Origin of the sequence: Pullulanibacillus pueri (genome assembly GCF_014639255.1) — a bacterium.
Classification (GTDB): domain Bacteria; phylum Bacillota; class Bacilli; order Bacillales; family Sporolactobacillaceae; genus Pullulanibacillus; species Pullulanibacillus pueri.
Genome location: NZ_BMFV01000021.1, coordinates 42197 through 59471 on the forward strand (window position 1 = coordinate 42197; position 17275 = coordinate 59471).

14 protein-coding genes and 1 riboswitch are annotated in these 17275 nt (G+C 40.9%); of the genes, 8 read left to right on the plus strand and 6 right to left on the minus strand.

Annotated elements, in window-relative coordinates:
• Positions 1-280: 280 nt before the first annotated feature.
• The 5 genes from IEV91_RS13405 to lipM form a co-directional block, all read right to left on the minus strand.
• A complete protein-coding gene (locus IEV91_RS13405) occupies positions 281-1132 on the minus strand; it encodes a MetQ/NlpA family ABC transporter substrate-binding protein (RefSeq protein ID WP_188497929.1) in 852 nt (283 codons plus the stop codon).
• 26 nt (positions 1133-1158) lie between these two features.
• Positions 1159-1821 (minus strand): methionine ABC transporter permease, encoded by a 663-nt coding sequence (locus IEV91_RS13410; protein WP_188497930.1) that lies wholly within the window; start codon positions 1819-1821, stop codon positions 1159-1161.
• Positions 1811-2851: a methionine ABC transporter ATP-binding protein gene (locus IEV91_RS13415; RefSeq protein WP_188497931.1), complete on the minus strand. Its 1041-nt coding sequence runs from the start codon at positions 2849-2851 to the stop codon at positions 1811-1813. The genes IEV91_RS13410 and IEV91_RS13415 overlap by 11 nt, the downstream gene beginning before the upstream one ends.
• 96 nt (positions 2852-2947) lie before the next feature.
• Positions 2948-3054: riboswitch (SAM riboswitch) on the minus strand.
• 355 nt (positions 3055-3409) lie between these two features.
• Positions 3410-4333 carry a lipoyl synthase gene (lipA, locus tag IEV91_RS13420; RefSeq protein ID WP_188497932.1) on the minus strand — a complete coding sequence of 308 codons (924 nt, stop codon included), beginning with the start codon at positions 4331-4333 and terminating at the stop codon, positions 3410-3412.
• A gap of 12 nt (positions 4334-4345) precedes the next feature.
• A complete protein-coding gene (gene lipM / locus IEV91_RS13425; protein WP_188497933.1) occupies positions 4346-5164 on the minus strand; it encodes an octanoyltransferase LipM in 819 nt (272 codons plus the stop codon).
• A 455-nt stretch (positions 5165-5619) separates the two neighbouring features.
• On the opposite strand from lipM, the gene IEV91_RS13430 reads away from it, so the two are divergent.
• The 5 genes from IEV91_RS13430 (at position 5620) to IEV91_RS13450 (ending at position 11583) form a co-directional block, all read left to right on the plus strand.
• Positions 5620-7515 (plus strand): S53 family peptidase, encoded by a 1896-nt coding sequence (locus IEV91_RS13430; protein ID WP_229745595.1) that lies wholly within the window; start codon positions 5620-5622, stop codon positions 7513-7515.
• Positions 7516-7819: 304 nt separating this feature from the next.
• Positions 7820-8482: a L,D-transpeptidase family protein gene (locus IEV91_RS13435; RefSeq protein WP_229745596.1), complete on the plus strand. Its 663-nt coding sequence runs from the start codon at positions 7820-7822 to the stop codon at positions 8480-8482.
• Positions 8483-8913: 431 nt separating this feature from the next.
• A complete protein-coding gene (locus IEV91_RS13440) occupies positions 8914-9291 on the plus strand; it encodes a YndM family protein (RefSeq protein WP_188497935.1) in 378 nt (125 codons plus the stop codon).
• Between the two features lie 632 nt (positions 9292-9923).
• Positions 9924-10109, plus strand: a complete 186-nt coding sequence (locus tag IEV91_RS13445; protein WP_188497936.1) for a hypothetical protein — start codon at positions 9924-9926, stop codon at positions 10107-10109.
• Between the two features lies 1 nt (position 10110).
• Entirely contained in the window at positions 10111-11583 is a 1473-nt protein-coding gene (locus tag IEV91_RS13450) for a sodium:solute symporter family protein (protein WP_188497937.1), read from the plus strand.
• A 79-nt stretch (positions 11584-11662) separates the two neighbouring features.
• Here IEV91_RS13450 and IEV91_RS13455 read toward each other — a convergent pair whose 3' ends face one another.
• A complete protein-coding gene (locus IEV91_RS13455; protein WP_188497938.1) occupies positions 11663-13261 on the minus strand; it encodes an ABC-F family ATP-binding cassette domain-containing protein in 1599 nt (532 codons plus the stop codon).
• A gap of 338 nt (positions 13262-13599) precedes the next feature.
• Here IEV91_RS13455 and IEV91_RS13460 point away from each other — a divergent pair, with 338 nt between their 5' ends.
• From IEV91_RS13460 to IEV91_RS13470, 3 genes are all read left to right on the plus strand, one after another.
• A complete protein-coding gene (locus tag IEV91_RS13460; protein ID WP_229745597.1) occupies positions 13600-14580 on the plus strand; it encodes a C39 family peptidase in 981 nt (326 codons plus the stop codon).
• Between the two features lie 657 nt (positions 14581-15237).
• Entirely contained in the window at positions 15238-16248 is a 1011-nt protein-coding gene (locus IEV91_RS13465) for a LacI family DNA-binding transcriptional regulator (protein ID WP_188497939.1), read from the plus strand.
• 136 nt (positions 16249-16384) lie between these two features.
• Entirely contained in the window at positions 16385-17143 is a 759-nt protein-coding gene (locus IEV91_RS13470; RefSeq protein WP_188497940.1) for a sugar phosphate isomerase/epimerase family protein, read from the plus strand.
• The last annotated feature ends 132 nt before the right edge of the window (positions 17144-17275 follow it).

The following is a 17275-nucleotide window of genomic DNA, read 5'->3' on the forward strand; positions in this document are numbered from 1 at the left end:
CTCAAAGAAAAATCCGAACATTCTCTTTGAACGGACGGATTTTTCTTTATACTTAGCATGAGGTGAATCGCTTCGTCAAAATACTTCGCTTTCCACGGGCACGGCCACAGCTAACTTTGGAGTGTGTCTTTTAGTGCTCCAAAGTGGATCTTCGGACGCGTGCTGTTCCCGTCGGAGTCTCCGTATTTTGACTACGCTCTCCTTTTCCTACTCAATCTTTGAACTCGCATTGTTCGGTATTTGTATTCATTATTTTGTTTTGTCTCAACCTCTCATCCTATTAATATTTAAGCTCTGAAACAGGTTTGGTGACAGGAATCGCTGCCCCTTTATATTGTTTCTTGATAAAGTCGCTAACTTCTTTTTTCTGGAAGATATCAACGATTTTTTGATAGGTTTTATTGTCTTTGTTCTTTGTGTGTGCAGCGATGATATTGACGTAGGCATTGTTACTGGCATCTTCATGGAAGATCGGGTCACTTGTTGGATTCAAGCCAGCATTGATGGCCATATCACAATTGATGATTGAAGCCGTTGCATCGTCCAGACCACGAGGCGTTTGGCCCGCTTCTACAGGTGTAATTTTTAAATGCTTTGGATTTTCTTTAATGCTTTCCATACCTTCTGTTCCTGTGAACTTAGATGAAAGTTTAATTAAACCTGCTTTTTGGAGAAGGGCAAGCGCACGGCTAAGGTTAGTGGCATCATTAGGCACAATGATTTGATCGCCATCTTTAATATCCTTTATGTCCTTCACCTTCTTGGAGTAGATCCCCATTGGCCAAATAGCGGTTGTTCCAATCGCGGTTAAATCGAGATGGTGCTGTTCTTTAAAAGCATCAAAATAAATCACCGTTTGAAAGGCATTGAGATCAATGTCTCCATTATTTAAAGCGATATTAGGTTGAACGTAGTCACTAAATTTTACAATTTTAATGTTAATATTTTCTTTTGCAGCGAGTTTTTTCACAAGATTCCATGTTGGAAGTTCTGCTGGTGAAATCCCGACTTTAACGGTTGTTTCCTTCCCGCTGCTACTACTAGATTCATTCTTACTTTCCTTACTCGAGCCACACGCCGCTGTGACGATGAGAACGAGGACGAGAATCAGTGCGAATAATGATTTTTTCATAAGATGTTTACCCCCAAAAAATTGTTTTATTTTCTACGAATTTTCTTGGCAAGCAGGTTACCAATGGATTGAATAAGCTGAACAAAAATGACGAGAAGGATGACGGTAATTATCATGACTTCTGTCTGGAATTGTTGATAGCCGTAGACAATAGCGAGATCGCCTAATCCACCGCCACCGACAGCTCCGGCCATGGCCGAGGCCCCAATGAGACCAATCGTTGCGATTGTAACGGCAAGGATAATAGAGCTTAAGGCTTCTGGTAAAAGAAAACGCCAGATGATCTGCCACGGATTTGCTCCCATGGCTTGTGCAAGTTCAATGACTCCGCTGTCTACTTCTAGTAGAGAGTTTTCAATTAAACGCCCAATATAGGGAGCGGTAAAAATGACAAGAGGGACAATGGCAGCGACAGTCCCAATGGATGTTCCAATGATAAAACGAGTAAAAGGAATAATGGCAACAATCAAAATGATAAATGGTATTGACCGAAAAATATTAACAATGACACTGAGAACACTGAAGATAAACTTGTTCTGTAAAATTCCATTTTCCCTAGTGACAACTAATACAATCCCTAAAGGTATACCAATAATAAGTGAGATAAGTAAACCAACTCCGACCATGAGAAGTGTTTGTTCAATGGCGTGGATTAATTCGGGTCTAAAATAGCTCCAATCAAGTGGCATGGATGTCGACCTCCTTTACAATGACCTCTTGTTGCTTAATAAATGCGAGAGCTTGTTTGATATCTTCAGGTTTCCCTTGCAATTCGATAATGAGATTGCCAAAAGGTATTCCTTGTAGCTCGGTAATCGTACCATGAATGACATTCACATCTACCGGGAACTGCTTCGCGATATTGGATAGCAAGGGATTATTGGCCGATGCTCCTTTAAAAAGGACGCGATACATGTAATGAGAGTCAGAATGCTGATGCTTCGTTTTTATAAATGTTTTAATGGTTGGTGGTATTTCATCATTGAGAATTGTCCGCACAAAGTTCTTTGTAATCTCCTTTTTAGGTTCAGAGAAGACATCTAAAACAGAGCCTTGTTCGACAATAACCCCACCGTCAATCACCGCTACTTTATCACAAATATCACGGATCACATTCATTTCGTGTGTGATTATCAAAATGGTAATGCCAAGCTCATTTCGGACCTTTTTTAGAAGTTCCAAAATAGATTGAGTCGTATCGGGATCGAGTGCTGAAGTTGCCTCATCACAGAGAAGAATATGTGGATCCGTCGCAAGTGCTCTCGCTATACCGACTCTTTGCTTTTGTCCCCCAGAAAGTTGTTCGGGATATTGTTTGGCTTTATCGGATAGACCAACAAAGGAGAGCAGTTCATTGACCTTTTTCTCAATTTCTTGCTTGGGCCGGCCATCGATAATCAAGGGCATCGCCACATTTTTGAAGACCGTTTTGGCGTTAAGTAAGTTAAATTGTTGAAAAATCATACCGATTTTCTTACGTTCTTTTCTAAGATGGCGTGGAGGGAGTTTCTGCATATCCACATTATTGATCAAAACCTGACCTGACGTCGGTCTTTCAAGAAGGTTGACACAACGAATGAGTGTGCTCTTTCCCGCTCCGCTAAATCCAATTACGCCAAAGATCTCGCCTTTGCCGACTTCAAGATTAATGCCTTTTAAGGCTTCGACGCGCTTTTTATCTTTTCCATATACTTTGTGAATATCTTTAAGTACAAGCATGAGGGCCCTCCTTGCTTACCATATTTATTGTGATAGTTTTTACGAAACCATCAAAAAAAACCACTTTCATCCAGAAAGAGGTTTGCATCTTAGTGAACCTTATCTTTCAGAATGAATTCATTCTGCAGGATGTAGCACCTTTTCCGAAGAGGAAGGTTGCTGGACTTCATCGGGCCTGTTCCCTCAGTCACTCTTGATAAGTTATTTATTTAGTTACGATTCTTTTATACTACAAATAAAGCAAGAAAAGCTCACTTTCCTTTACAGCATTCGAGTCTTTCGAAGTAACGATATTAATAATATAGTGTGCAAGAAACAGTGTCAATTGAAAATTATGGAAAATAAAGAGCGGTTGCGCTTACAAGTGCTGGTAGTTCTATAATAAAAAAATTCAAGGAGATCCGGAGTAGGGAAGTTATTTCAGAAGGAGGCTTCCTCTATTAAAAGATGAAGAGGACTCGAAAGACCTACGAGGCGGATCATGATGTGAGTGCTCATAGAATGAAGATATTTTAAAGGACTAGACGTTGGGTCTAGTCCTTCTATAGAGAATGTGACTTATTTTGCATCTTCTAATTTTTTCCACTCTTGCATTAACTGACGACGGCGAGCGGTTTCGTTAACTTGTTCATCGGCATGGTAAGAGGAACGCACGAGTGGCCCTGATTCGCAATGCTTAAAGCCTTTCTCTAAGGCGATTTTCTTAAATTCATCAAATTCATCGGGATGGACATAACGTTCAACATTTAAGTGTTTTTTCGTGGGTTGCAGGTATTGGCCTAAGGTTAAGATATCGACATTATGGGCGAGGAGATCATCCATCGCTTCTAGTACTTCTTCCTTTGTCTCACCTAGTCCAAGCATCATGCTCGATTTTGTTGGAAGGTCTGGACTTATTTCCTTTACACGCTTCAAAAGCTCAAGGGAACGGTCATAAGTGGCCCGGGCACGGACACGTTTGGTTAAGCGCCGAACGGTTTCGATATTATGATTAAAAATATCGGGTTTAGCATCCATTAGTGTGCGTAAACTCTCATAATCTCCCTTCATATCAGAAGGAAGGACTTCGACGGTGCAATTAGGGACGCGCCGTCGAATAGCACGTATCGTTTCGGCAAAGACACCCGCTCCACCATCCTGTAAATCATCGCGTGCAACGGCAGTGACAACGACATGTCGCAAACCCATCGTTTCAACAGAGGCGGCGACTCTTTCGGGTTCTTGTAAGTCAAGTTCAGTTGGTCTTCCTGTCTGAACCGCGCAGAAACGACAACCGCGCGTACAAATATTGCCGAGAATCATGAAAGTGGCAGTTTTACGACTGGCCCAACATTCATGAATATTGGGGCATTTTGCTTCTTCACAGACGGTATGTAGACGATTATCACGCATCATTTTCTTTAAGCTTTTGTAGCTTTTATTGGTATTGAGTTTAATTTTTAGCCACTCGGGTTTTCTTTGGTAACCTTCATTATTAGACATTGACGATCACTCCTAGCGTGAGAAATTATATTCAGGATTATTGTATTTCTCTAGAGCAAGCTGACGGGCTTCTTCTAATAATTCTTTATCGGGTTCGTAGGGGGTAAGGGTAATATCAAGTCCTTTTTCAAAACCTTCTTTGAATGCTTGTTTCACCTCGGTTAATGAGAAGGGGGACTGGGCGACTTGGTTGATGGCCACAGCTTTATCACCAAAAGCTTTTCTTGCACGTTCTCTTATGCGTTCATTTGGAAATTCAAATAAATGAAAGAGCACTTCATCATCGATTTCTAATGGAATTGAGCCATGCTGCAAGATGACGCCTTTTTGACGGGTTTGGGCACTGCCAGCGGCTTTACGCCCATCTACCACAAGTTCATACCATGAGGGTTCTTCGAAGCAGACAGCTGTCCCCGATTTTCCAGGAATGTTTTTGGGCTCGGCAAGTGACGCCTGAAGATTTAACTTTCGATAGCCTTCTAATAGCCCCATGGACAGCACCTTATAGGCCGCTGTTATCGAAGAAGGCATCTTTTCATGCGCCTCACTGATGACGACACTATAAGTTAATTCATTGTCATGCAAGACGGCTAATCCACCTGTTGGGCGTCTCACAATATCAAAACCATGGCTTTTAGCCGCATCAATATTGATCCGATTTTTCGTTTTCTGAAAATAACCGAGAGATAACCCGGCAGGTTTCCAGCCATAAAATCTAAGGATAGGTTTAAGTTTCCCTTGGTGGACCCAATTGAGTAAGGCTTCATCAAAGGCCATGTTAAAGGCTGCAGATTGATCACCGGTATCGACAAACAGCCATTCTTCCGTCATTTGTCTTTCCTTCCTTCATGTCACTTAAGTTTTATTATTGCTTATAACTTATGATAACCACCTCAAGTAGGGGATGTAAACCAATTTAGGAAAGTCTTAATTATTATAATAGTTAATTAATTATCAGGGAAAACTTTAGGGCTGAGGGTGTCTTTTAGGGACGAAAGCACTAACAAAAACTTTTATAGATAAAAAGTTTATTAAGAAGTAAGCACAAAGTACTAATTGTGATAAAGGATAGGTCCAATGATAGGTATGAATGACTAGAGCGATCTTTTGATTTATGTCAGACTTGGGACTATCCACTTATTGAATAAACTGAATCTATCACTTATTCTAAATTCACGCTAAGTTTAATAGACGAATTATGCACTTGTTTTCATTGGCCAAAGCATTCCCATGGCCGCCTGTCTCTTAAACGGGGTGATATGAATAGAGTGGAGAGGAGCATTTCAGTGAACTTTAAATTTAAAAAAGGACTTTTGTCTGTTGTTGTTGGTGGGACATTAATTCTTGGTAGTCTCCCTATAACCGCTTCTGCTAAAGAACCAACGACCCAAGTCATTCCACAAGGAACAGGCTCTGCTGTATTAGATCAAGCGAATTATTTTGATGACGTTGATCCAAGTACAAAAGTCACAGTGGATATCGTAATGAAGGTCCAGAACCAGGCAGAATTGCAGCGTTATATTAATAGCACGGTTACCCCTGGGAGTCGTAACTACCACAAATATTTAAATGTGAGTCAGTTTAAAGCCAAATATGCTCCAAACCCATCAGAGGTTAATAGAGTCACTCGTTACTTAAAATCATTTGGTATTCAAAGCCAGGTCTACAAAGATAATTTAGTTATTACTGCTACAGGAACAGTGGCGCAGTTTAACAAAGCTTTCAGTATTGAGCTTAAGCATGCAAAATTCCATGGGAAAAGCTTTCGAGCGACTAAAAAAAGTCCAAGAGCTCCAAAAGATGTGGCTCAAAATATTTTAGCGATTCTAGGATTAAGTGATTATTCCAGTTTTACAACAAATATAGCTAAACGGCCGGTTGATATTAAAGAGAGTGCTGAACAAGGGCCTTTAAATTTAGACCCATCGGATCTCATTGAGCATTATCATCTTCAGCCTTTATACGATAAAGGGGCCACTGGTAAAGGACAAACCATAGGCATTGTGACTTTAGCGGATTTTAATCCCGAGGATGCCTATAGTTTTTGGAAGCAGGAAGGCATTGAAACAAAACCTCATCGTATTAAGGTCAATGAAGTTGATGGTGGCTCTGGCTATGATGGCTATGATGAAACGACACTCGATGTAGAGCAGTCAGGGGCCCTTGCTCCAGATGCCAATATTAATGTTTATGTAGGGCCAAATACAGATCCAGGTTTTGTGGATGCCTTTGCGCAAGCGATCAATGAAAATAAGGCACAACAACTTTCAGTTAGCTGGGGATTAAGTGAGCCGACAATTGATTATTATGTTGATCAACAGATGGAGTCCCCTGAATACGCTGAGGTCTTTAATGAGCTCTTCATGCAAGCGGCTGCACAAGGGATTTCAATGTTTGCTGCGGCGGGAGATGCAGGTGCTTATGATGCGACCCGTAGTTTGGGAACCTACCAACTTTCAGTAGATAATCCAGCTGATAGTCCCTATATTACGGCAGCTGGTGGGACAACCTTACCATGGGAGGTTACGACCAGTTCTGGCGTAAAGGTCCAAGTTAATCATGAGCGTGCCTGGGGCTGGGATTATTTATATCCTTTCTTTGATTCTCTTGGATTGAATACACCTTCAGGCTGGTTGGCGAATTATTTTGTTGGTGGCGGTGGTGGCTTTAGCACACAATTTGATACGCCTGACTATCAAAAGGGTGTAAGAGGCGTCAATACGTATACAGGAGTAAAGCAATGGCAAGCCAATGCAGATTTTTCATCTGTAGAAAAAATAGAGCCTGAAATTGTTAAAGGGAAAGGAAGCGGACGCAATCTTCCTGATCTTTCGATGAATGCTGATCCTTATAGTGGCTATAAAATTTATACTAGTGATCCTGGAAATCCAGGAAGCAATGGAGAGATGTCTGCTATAGGGGGAACGAGTATTGTTGCGCCACAGCTGAGTGGCATTTCCGCCTTGATTAATAGTGATAATCACAACAGAGTTGGATTCTGGAACCCGCAAATTTATCGATTTGCTCAAGAAAAGGATTCACCGTTTGATCCGTTAAATGCAACAGGTAGTGCTAATGATAATCTCTTTTATACGGGTACAAAAGGGACTATCTATAATCAAGCGACAGGTCTTGGTATCCCTGATGTAGCTGCCCTTGCTAAAAAGTTTGCTCGATATTGAGTGAAAGAATATGTTTAAGTTAGTCGAAAGCCACTAGGAGTGTATGTCCTAGTGGTTTTTGTTAAAAGATCAGAAAGTATAAAATTTCTGGTCATCAGGAGGGTGTGGATTTGCGCTTCAGAACGTTTGCTTGAGCAGTTCTGTTTCCGAAATGTTTTTGAGGGGAACAGTCCTCCTTGCAAAATAATTAATCATTAATCAAGTTTTTTATAAAAATCGACATTCTTTCGCTGGAAAGTAAAATATAATGGGAATAAGATTAAGCACCTTCTTAAAACAGTGAAGGCACTAGAGGGAGAGAGCTATGAATAGCAAAACAGGCAATCAAGCATCTCTGAAAATAACTTATGTAGATCGGCTGCTAGAAAGAGTAAGAGCGGAGGAGCATTCAGAACAAGCAATGATTGTGACGGCCCACTCTTCCCGATCGTCTCAAGCGTTGCTAACTGTATATGAATGGGGCAACGGCAACTGGGAAAAACGAGAAGAGATGCGAGCAGTTATTGGACAAAAAGGCATTACCTTCGATATGAAGGAGGGTGGGATGCGCTCTCCTGCCGGCATTTATAGAATCAGACAAAGCTTTGGAACGGAAAAGTCACCACTAGGCATAAAGCTTCCTTACAGACAAACCACAGCTTTTGATTATTGGGTGGATGATGTGACTTCTGAAGACTATAATCAGTGGGTGGTTTACAAGGGAGATCCTGACTTGCGTTGGCGTTCCTATGAGCGATTGAGCATTCCTTTGTATAAATATGCTGCGGTCATTGGCTATAATGAGGACGCCATCCCTAATAAAGGAAGTGCGATTTTTCTTCATATCTGGCCAGGGCCTGATAAATATACAGCGGGATGTACAGCAGTTTCTGAAGAAAATATTGTAAAGCTCCTTCAGTGGATGGATCCGAAGAAGAATCCAGTGATCATTCAAGGGACCGTAGAACAGCTTCAACAATTGCTTTAGTTGTAGGGACAAGATGGAGGCTGAGAAAAGTATATAAGATAAAGGAAGAGGTTGAGACAGAAGTCTTTCACTCAAAGAAAAATCTGAACATTCTTGAATGGCCTGATTTTTCTATACCTAGCATGAGGCGAATCGCTCCGTCAAAAGACTTCGCTTTCCACGGGCATGGCCTCAGCTCACTTTGGAGAGGTCTTTTCGGGCTCCAAAGTATTTATGTTAAAAGCCCCCTGTTCCTGCGTCTAAGAGTGTTGCTTCGAAGTTAAGCCTTCTCGGAACAACTCGACGTTGACTCGTGAAGGCTAAAAAAATTTAAAGACTCTTAAAGATAGACTGTCCAGAATAATATAGAACATCCAGATAAAAAAATCGTAGTGATGAGAATAATCCCACCTTCTTTTGAGCAATGTAAAAACAAAGGTAGGTGACTTAACATGAAACATTTAGTTCCATTACTCATAAAGTTTGTCATGTGTTTTGCGATCTTATATATTGTTGCTGGTTTATTTTATAATTGGTCTTTTTCAGCTGTCTTTTGGACTAGTCTCATTTTGACAGTTGGCGCTTATTTAATTGGGGACTTATGGATACTTCCAACAACAGCCAATATGATGGCGACAATTGCCGATTTTATTTTAGCACTTTTGGTGGTTTGGATATTCGGAAATCTGTTTTTGGATAAGCCTGTTTCCTTAATACGGGAGCCTCTTATTTCAGCTATCGTTATTATGGTGGGAGAATGGTTTTTCCATAAATATATGCGGCATAAATTTGAGGGAGAGACGTATACAGGTGAAGGCTCCCATGCTTAAAAAAGAATAAGGGAAAAAAGCCACAGTGATCAAACTGTGGTTTTTTCTAAAGATCAGAAAGTATAAAATTTCTGGCCAGCAGAACAGTGTGGCTCTCCACTCCAGAGCGCTCGCTTTCCTCATGCCCCACACGACTAAGGAAAGCTGCTAAGAGAATCATCCTCACAGAAAAATCGTATTTTTACGATTTTTCGATGTGGGTAGGGTCGGCGTTCGACGCACCATCGGGGTCCCCGAAAAGTGCTCTTTACTTTTTGGGGTGGTAATCGGGGTCCCCGAAAAGTGTTCTTTACTTTTTGGGGTGGTAATCGGGGTCCCCGAAAAGTGTTCTTTACTTTTTGGGGTGGTTAAGGCGCTAGCTTCGACGTTGTCACAAGGATAAGGGTAAGGAGGGGAAAAAAGCGCTCCATTCGTTATTGGCACTTGGCGACAAACTAATGTGTGAAGGGTATGCCAGAACATTGGCTGTGCTTAGCGAAGTGGTGAAAAATAAGCCCTGTTTTCAAATGCTCCGTATGACTTTAGGATGCCTCGAATAAGAAAAAAGGATTGTATTTTTTTGTTTCTTGTGTAAATATAGCTGTAAAGACATATGACTATATATCAAAACGAGAAGTGAGGGGAGATCTATTTTGGAAACAAAGCGAGGGGTCCTTTGGGGGACGGTCTTTGTCATTATTGTTATTTTAGCCTATCTCATTCCTTATACAGCTTTAACTGAAGTTCATGCATGGTATGGGAGCTTTTTATTTTGGGCTATCGTAGCCTTGGTCATTATTGGTTTTAACTTTTTAGTCACGCGGAATTGGGGGAAGTAAGTTGAGTACATACTGGGTTTGGATAGGGGTTATCATTTATATTGTGATCTCCTTGTTCGTTGCTGTCATTTCAAGACGTGGAAATTTAACCGATATGGAGGGCTACTTTCTTGGGGGCCGGAAAATGAATGGATTTTTGTCGGCAATGAGTTACAGTGCGACGACATACAGTGCCTTTATGATGGTGGGACTGGCTGGTCTAACCTATCAAGGTGGGGTAGGGGCCTTAGGCTTTGAGATTATTTATTTTATTGGCGTGTCTCTTGTTGCCCTATTTGGTCCTAAATTTTGGATTGCTGGGAAGAAGAAAGGCTATTTAACACCATCGGAAATGATGGGTGACCGCTATGAGAGTCAAACGGTAGCAATGATTATCGCTTTATCAAACTGCCTTTTCTTAATTCCTTATAGTGCCGTTCAGCTTGCAGGTGTCGGTTACTTACTTCAAGGGATGACGAATAATGCCATTCCTTTTACAGTAGGGGTTGTGATTGCGACGATTTTGGCGCTTCTTTTCTCTTTTATAGCGGGTATTCGTTCGGTCGTCTGGACAGATTCTCTGCAAGCAATTGTTATGATTATTACTTCAACTATTGTTGTTCTTTTAGTCATTCATGGCTTAGGGGGCTTTAGTCACTTTTTTGATACTTTGAAGCAGAATCATTCAGATTCACTCGCCGTTCCTGGAAATGGTTATTTTAGCTTTACAACCTTTTTGAGTATGACATTGCCTTGGTTTTTCTTTAGTTTATCAAATCCGCAGGTGAGTCAGAGGTTGTATATGCCCGGTTCATTACGTGGACTTCGAAATATGCTCATGGGGTTTCTAGTTTTCGGCTTTATTTATACTTTAGTGTCTGTATTATGGGGGTTCTCAGCCTTAGCGTCCTTCCCTCATCTAGAAACAGCGGATTTAGCGACACCAAAACTGCTTTCTTCACACTTGGTGCCACCTGTTCTAGGCGTAATTGTCATGATTGGGATATTGGCAGCGGCAGTTTCAACGATTGATGCGATTCTTTTAACCTTATCGTCACTTTTCTCAAGAGATGTTTATGGAAATGTCAAGAAGGGGACATCAGACGCGAAACAACTTCAAGTGGGCAAAGTTATTTTGCCTATTATCGCCATTCTTGCTTTTATTTTTGCAGAGTTAAAATTAAACTTAATTTCGGTTTTATCTGTAGCCTCATCGGCTGGACTAATTGTTGTTGTTCCTGCTATCTTTGGCACGTTTTTCTGGAAAAGGGGAACGGCTGCGGGTGTGATTTCAAGTGTTACGATAGGGGCGATTGTTGTTCTTATTGTTGAATTTACAGGGATGGAGCCACCGTTGAATTTAGGCTCTGGAGTGTGGGGGCTGATTGTTTCGACTGTTATTTTTATCGTAGTCAGCTTAGTCACCAAGGCACCAGTCGTAAAAGCTTTAGAATTTGTAAACATTAAAGTCTCTGACGCAAAAAAAATTAGATAACTAAGAAAAACGGATGCATCTATTCCTATCTATTAAAAAAAGGGTCTGCCCCAGTGGCAAGACCCTTTAATATTTTCAATTATTGTTGTTTTTGTAGCTGTAGTTCAAGAAACTCATCGTAAGAGATTTGCTTATCAAACATGCCGTCAGGACGAATGTCGATAATACGGTTGGCAATCGTCTCTACAAATTGATGATCGTGTGAGGTGAAGATGACAGAGCCTTTGAAATTCATCAAGCCATTATTCAATGCTTGGATGGATTCAAGGTCCAAGTGGTTGGTGGGTTCATCAAGCATGAGTACGTTAGAACCACTCAACATCATGCGTGAAAGCATGCAACGGACCTTCTCGCCCCCGGATAGAACATTAACCTTTTTCAAGACCTCTTCACCAGAGAACAGCATTCTTCCCAAAAAGCCTCTTAAGAAGCTTTCCGTTTGATCTTGTGGTGAAAATTGACGCAACCAGTCGACGAGGTTAACATCCTTATTTTCGAAGTATTTGGCGTTGTCCTTAGGGAAGTAGCTTTGACTTGTCGTCACACCCCATTTGAACGATCCACTATCAGGTTCCATTTCACCAGCCAAAATTTTAAATAGCGTTGTATTGGCCAGTTCATCGCCCACAAGAGCAATCTTATCATCTTTGTTCATGGTAAAGCTGATATTATCGAGCACCTTTTCACCATCAATGGTCTTAGACAATCCTTGAACCTCTAGTAAATCATTACCGATTTCGCGGTCAGGCGTGAAGGCAACATAAGGATAACGACGTGAAGAAGGCTTGATATCGTCCAAGCTAATTTTATCTAAAAGCTTTTTACGAGAGGTGGCTTGTTTTGATTTAGAAGCGTTCGCACTGAACCGTGCAATAAAGGATTGCAATTCTTTAATTTTTTCTTCCTTCTTCTTATTTGCTTCTTGTGCCATTTTTTGAGCCAACTGGCTGGACTCATACCAAAAATCGTAGTTTCCGACATAAATTTGGATTTTGCCAAAATCAAGATCGGCAATATGCGTACACACATTGTTAAGAAAATGGCGGTCGTGAGAGACAACAATGACGGTGTTTTCAAAGTTAATGAGAAATTCCTCGAGCCATTGAATGGCTTTGAGATCAAGGTGGTTAGTTGGTTCGTCTAAAAGCAGGATATCAGGTTGACCAAATAGGGCCTGTGCTAAGAGAACCTTGACCTTTTCCGAACCGGTAAGTTCTGCCATTTTCTTAGTGTGTAATTCTTCAGGAATCCCGAGACCCTGGAGCAGAATCGCAGCATCTGGCTCAGCTTCCCAACCATTGAGCTCTGCAAATTCGCCTTCAAGTTCTGCTGCTTTCATCCCGTCTTCTTCAGTAAAATCAGCTTTGGCATAAATGGCATCTTTTTCTTGCATAATTTTATAAAGACGTGTATGCCCCATAATGACCGTTTGTAAGACCTCATTTTCCTCATATTCGAAGTGGTCTTGTTTTAAAACGGCAAGGCGTTCACCTGGTGAAAGATGAACCTCCCCTTGCTGAGCCTCGATATCACCCGATAAAATTTTTAAGAAAGTAGACTTACCCGCACCGTTTGCACCAATGAGACCATAACAGTTACCGGGCGTGAATTTTATATTGACGTCTTCAAATAGCTTGCGGCCACCATATTGTAGACTGATATTATTTACGCTTAACATTTAATGCATTCCTCCATAGGCGCTCTCTATTTCTTACACCCATTACTTAGACATTCTGATCCATTATAACATGTTTTGAAGTCATCTTTGAACTTTTTCTCTGGAAAGTTTGTGAATCTTTTAAGTTTATCTCACCTTATGTCTTTTCAGTCTACCCACTTAATTGAATGAAGAAACACTAATTATATAGGGGTTTCGGCTAGATCCATAGACGGGTTGTCCTAGACGCTTGTCTTATGAGGTTTAGCAATTAAGTAGTTTTTTTCAAAATGATTTATTTTTTTCGTTCATCCTTTATAATAGAATCTAAATCTTTTTGTCAATGTGAGGAGGAACTTATGAAAACATGGGGGTTATTCACGTTGGTCCTTCTCAGTCTTTTATTTGTGGTCTCCTGTGAGAAAGATCAAACTCAAAGCACTACTCAACAGAATGGTGTAAAGGAAAAAACGACAGGCCAAGCATTGAAGGAAGTGGAAGTCAATGGAAATGTCGAAACAGAGGCCTTAGAAAAAAAGCGTATTAAAACCACGACATTGAACAAAGTCATGGTCACCACGGCAGCCACAAAAGTCACGGGGCATCCAGGCTCAGAGGAGCAAGTGATTGAGACGTTAAAAAAAGGCGAGGTTGTCATTGTCTTTGAAAAAGCAGATATAGACGCGGACAGTTGGTACCATATTCATGATAAAAATAAGAAAACAGGTTGGATTAAAGCGGATGAAGCTGAGGTGCCTACATCTAAAATATTGGACGTTACTTTGATTAACCAATTGCCAGAGTTACCAAATGGGTGTGAGGTCACAAGCTTAACGATGCTACTCCAGAGCGCAGGAATCGATGTGGATAAAATGACCGTTGCGGATAAAATGAAAACTGTGCCTTTTGAGGAAAATGGCCTTAAAGGGGACCCTAATGAAGGATTTGTCGGCAATATGTATCATGGACCCCCCGGTTATTCTGTATATCATGGTCCTGTTGCTGACCTTGCCAAGCAGTATCTTGGAAATAGGGTCATGGATATGACAGGGAGTGACTGGAAAAAGGTTGAAGAGCAAATTATAAAGGGAAAACCAGTATGGGTCATTGTAAACGTACAATTTAAGAAATTAGCGGATAGCTATTGGGAAGATTGGAAAACGAAAAATGGTACGATGAAAGTCACAATGCAGGAACACTCTGTATTAGTGACAGGCTTTGATGAAAAAAATGTGTATTTTAATGATCCCCTCGCAGGAATAAAAAATAGAAAAGCCAATAAAGAGGATTTTAAAGAAGCTTGGGAGCAACAAGGGAAACAAGCAATTTCTTATCAGTAATTTTTAACGATGTATTGGTATCCCTAGGAGTCTATTTAATCAAGGTGAGGCTTGTGGATGCTTATTCATGAAGTTGGGACAGTAGTCTGTCACTCATAGAAAAATTCGCTCATTCTTGAATGGAGCGGATTTTTCTTCATTCTTAGTATGAGGCACATCGCTTCGTCTGAACACGTTGATTTTCACGGACATGGCCACAGCTCACTTTGGATGATTTCCAAGGGATTCCGACCACAATGTCCCTGTTCCTGCGGCTTCTATACAGGTTTCGTCATCAGCTTTCTTGGAACAACTCGGGAGTCTATTCGCGAAGTGTCGCACGCTCGTTCCCAATGGACTAAAGTTGTGGCACACGTGAGCCAGTGGTGTTGAGGACCACAATTTATACGAGTGCTTCAAATGTCGTGCCTTACGTTCCAATCCATTGGATTATTAGCGATGCCCTTTGGTATGAATACTTTGTTACTCCTTGAACAAACGAAGAACAGATGAATGTGTCTGGATGTTCTTAAATTTTTCTATTGTTATTCTCAAATAAATCAAGTATACTAAACCTATCGATGTAATCGATTACATCAGAAGCTGAAACAAAAGGACTTTTCGTCGTGTTCAAAAAAGGTCAGTTTTTAGCGCCGAGAAGATCGGGTGAAAACAGCAATGACTAAACGAGCAAAAATGAGTGACGTCGCTAAGCTAGCGGGTGTTTCAACGGCAACAGTGTCAAGAACATTGCAGAATCCTGAAACGGTCAAAGAGGAAACCCGTCAAAAGGTGTTCAAGGCTATTAAGGCTTTAGATTATATGCCCAATGTTCTTGCAAGACAGCTCAGACGTATGGAAACAAAGACAATCCTTGTAGTTGTCCCTAACATTGAGAACAATGTCTTTTCGCAAATTGTCGGAGGGATAGATGCGGTTGCCAATGAAAGGGGATACAAGGTTTTGCTAGGAAATACGAATCATCGGGTTGAGAAAATCTATGATTATATCGATCATTTTAAGCAGAGACAGGTTGATGGGATGATCGTTCTGTTATCTAATCTCCCTGACCCCGTTTTACAAGATCTTGCAAATGAATTTCCTATTGTCGTGACACCGGACGCCAAAGCGACCGTTGAAGTGTCAACAGTGACCCTTGATAATGTTGAGAGTGGTAAAAGAGCAACTGATCATTTACTTAAGTTAGGTCATCGAAGAATTGCGCATATCTCTGGAACGCTTGATATTACATCAAGTCAAGATCGATTGCAAGGCTATCAGCAGGCTATAGTAGAAGGTGGTTATTTTGTTGATCACACTTTGATTAAAGAAGGAGATTTCACCTTTAGCTCTGGTTTTGAAGCGATGTCGGCTCTACTGAATACATCAGTCCCCCCAACAGCTGTTTTTTGTGCAAGTGATGAAATGGCCATGGGCGCCATTAAATCTATTAAAAGTCGTGGGTTAAAGGTTCCCGATGACATTGCTGTTGTGGGCTTCGATAATATTAAGTTTTCTGAGGTTTTTGAGCCCACACTTACAACGATGGCTCAACCATTGTTTCAAATGGGGAAAAAGGCCATGACGGTATTAATTGAAAGAATTAATAATGAAGCTCTCGAGGAACAACATTTTATCTACCAAGCTGAGCTAATCGTTCGTGAGTCGTGTGGCGTAATTTTCAGGTGATTTTTACATTTTCATGTAATCGATTGCATGAATAGAGGGTTATTTAAAGAAGAGAGAGGTAGAGTTTCTTTCAAAACTAGGATTCTTACTCTTCTCTGACTTTTAAATATAAAACTAACTGAAGGAGAGAATGGCAGTGGCAAATATACCAGTAGGATTACAAATGTTTACGCTTCGTGAAGAAACGGAGAAGGATTTTGTCAAAACACTTGAAAAGGTAGCACAGCTCGGTTATCAAGGGGTTGAGTTTGCTGGATATGGGGATTTGAGTGCTAAGGAATTAAAAAATATCTTAGATCAACTCGGCTTAAAAGCTGCTTCAAGTCACGTTCCTATTGATCAACTGGAAAGTAACTTATCTGAGGTGATTGCTTATCAACAAACCATAGGCAGTAAACATGTGGTCTGCCCGTTTCTCTTCCCTGACCGACGAACAGAGGCCGATTATAAACAACTTGTAAAGAGTCTTAATCAGATTGGCGAGACCTGTAAGAAGGAAGGGTTAACTTTCAGCTATCATAACCATGATTTTGAGTTAGAGACATTAAGTGATGGCCGCTCAGCTCTACAAACGCTATTAGAGGATACTAATCCTGAATGGGTCAAAGCGGAGTTTGATATTTATTGGCTTACGAGAGCAGGTGAAAATCCACTTGAATGGATCAAGCGTTACCCAAATCGTACGCCATTAGTCCACTTGAAGGATATGACGACCGATGATGAGCGCTTTTTTGCTGAACTTGGTACTGGTGGTGTTGACCTTAAAAGTGTCACCGATTATGGTGAAGCTGCGGGTGTTGAATGGTGGATTGTTGAACAGGATCAAAGCCGTCGTTCACCCTTAGAAAGTATAGAAATCAGTATAAATTACTTAAAACAGCAACATATTCTATAAAACTACTATCTTATAAAATAAAAAAATAAAAAAGGGTTTCGAAAGGATCATAGCCCAATAACAGTTCGCTCAATAAGGAGTGTCGGGATATTCGATCTAACGCGTTGTGAACCCTATAAGGAGCGAGAAGAT